This window comes from Flavobacterium cyanobacteriorum (assembly GCF_002251835.1).
In the GTDB taxonomy this organism is placed as follows: Bacteria; Bacteroidota; Bacteroidia; order Flavobacteriales; family Flavobacteriaceae; genus Flavobacterium; species Flavobacterium cyanobacteriorum.
The window spans coordinates 1-1,339 of record NZ_NOXV01000054.1 but is presented as its reverse complement, the minus strand read 5'-3'; the positions used below and the strand labels follow the sequence as shown (position 1 = coordinate 1,339).

Genomic DNA, 1,339 nt, shown 5'->3' with positions numbered 1-1,339 from the left:
CGCACTAAAGAAATTTAATAAAATAAAAGTTTAAACCACTTCATTAACTAAAATTTTAATTTACATGAAAAAATTCTTTTTACTTTTAACTATTACTTCTTTAGTAATGCTTGGTGCTTGTTCTGATGAAGATTCTACAACAAATCCAGAATCGACATCTTTAAATGTTACAACAAGTATGACGTCGAGGTCTACACTTGAAACTTTGTTTGACAACATGGTAAACTCTTCAAGGTATATCGCGTTAAAAAAATTAGAAAGTGAATTCTCACTTAAAATGCGTTATACAGGTAACCCACAGGACTTACAAACTGAAGCTAACATTTTGGATTGGATAAGGTTAAACATATCTAATACAGGTTTTATAAATTATACTGATGCTTTGGATAAGTGGAACAGGATAAAATCAGAAAACTATTTAGTTTATGTTGAAAATCAAACATTATTCACTCTGATTGCGGCAGAACCAAAAGGTTCGAAAGCTCTTTTTAATTTGTTAATTGGGCAGGTGCCTCCTGTTGTAGTACCAAATAATAGTTGTACTTGTTTAGGTGATTACTTAGATAATGTTGCTACTTTTACATCATCATATCAAAATAGTGTTCAAGCCTTAGCTAATCAGGCAGGAGAAATGAGTCCGTCTGAATTAGGTGTTGAATTTAATACGCTTAAATTAGGATTTCAACTGTCATTAGACGCCGCATTAGACCAGTATAACCATTGCATAGATGATTGTGAGTAACACTTAAAAAAAGTATTATGAAAGGTGTTTTTTTAGCTGTATTAACAGCACTATTTTTTCAAAGCGCATTATCCCAGGAAACAGCCAATGCGCCACTATGCACAGAAGGCAGTGCCGAATACACAGCCCGTTATGAAAAGCTGAAAGCGATGTATATAGAAATGCAAAATAAACAAAGCAGTAAAGACTTTATTGCCCTAAACAATGCATTTAAGGAAAAATCTAATTTTAAGGCTAGTCCCCAGGAAATGTATAACCAAGCTAAAAATGGTTTTAATGCCCAATTTGAATGGGTAAGGAACAATATTGAGAAAACAGGTTTTAAAAACTGTGAGGAAGCCGAAGCAGAAATAACTAAACTTTTAAATCAAAATATAAAATTTGTGATGGAAAACAAAGATACGTATGCTTATGCAAATGAATGTTTAAAACTTTGCGAAGGCCTTTTAGTAAATTTATATATTGAATTATCAAGAGAATACGGCAAAGATTTTTTACCTTAACCGTAGCTAAAATTTAAGAAACGCAGCCATCAGGCTGCGTTTTTTATTAATAAAAAGAAGCCGTCTCAATACTTAAATTTTGAGACGGTTTTTT

Annotated in this window: 2 protein-coding genes; both read left to right on the top strand. The window is 32.0% G+C overall.

Annotated elements, in window-relative coordinates; all coding sequences use genetic code 11:
• Positions 1 to 64: 64 nt before the first annotated feature.
• Positions 65 to 742, top strand: coding sequence for a hypothetical protein (locus CHU92_RS00490; protein ID WP_129582956.1), 678 nt, complete (start codon positions 65 to 67; stop codon positions 740 to 742).
• 17 nt (positions 743 to 759) lie between these two features.
• Positions 760 to 1,245: a hypothetical protein gene (locus tag CHU92_RS00485; RefSeq protein ID WP_094411519.1), complete on the top strand. Its 486-nt coding sequence runs from the start codon at positions 760 to 762 to the stop codon at positions 1,243 to 1,245.
• The last annotated feature ends 94 nt before the right edge of the window (positions 1,246 to 1,339 follow it).